Below are 575 nucleotides of genomic sequence, written 5' to 3' on the forward strand. Positions count from 1 at the left end.
ACGTACACACTGCCATTTTGGTAAAGTATGCGTTCTCAAATCCAGGAACATAGTTAATCAGATATTTCTGGATGTCATGAATTTGCCTGCGTCCTTCTGCTTCACCAAAGGAAAGGCTTGCAGGATCGGTTCCATCTACACCGTTCACACGTGTCATATTTACCCAAATCTCACCCTCTCTCAAACCGGTGATTACGATTGTTCTTTCTGTTGGTAATTTCAAACCATCTTCCTGTGCTTTTTGAATAAGCGAACGTAATCCGACTACAATAAATTGATTATTCTGCCCGAAGTATTCATTCGGAATAAAATCGGTAAGATAGGTTCTCGTCTCTTCTGAAATGCTTAAGCGCAATTTCTCTGTATCGACGCCACCAAGCGCAAACATGAGTGTTGGAGGTTGAACGCCACCTTGTTCATTTCCCTGCTCACACTCCACACCCGATCTAAAAGCTACATCAGCATCTCCTGTACAATCGATAATGGTTTTGGCTAGAATCACTTCTCGCCCGGATTTGCTTTCAATGATGATGCCTTTAAGGTGATTTTCTTCTTTAATTACTCAGTGTGTACGT

At 41.9% G+C, this 575-nt stretch carries 1 protein-coding gene; it reads right to left on the minus strand.

Translation table 11 applies throughout. From position 1 onward, the window contains the following. The coding region (locus tag ON09_RS23855) for an FAD-dependent oxidoreductase (protein ID WP_010603588.1) at window positions 1-502 on the minus strand (502 nt) is incomplete at its 3' end. Window positions 503-575 lie beyond the last annotated feature (73 nt).

It is taken from the genome of Pedobacter agri PB92 (genome assembly GCF_000258495.1).
GTDB classification, from domain to species: Bacteria; Bacteroidota; Bacteroidia; order Sphingobacteriales; family Sphingobacteriaceae; genus Pedobacter; species Pedobacter agri.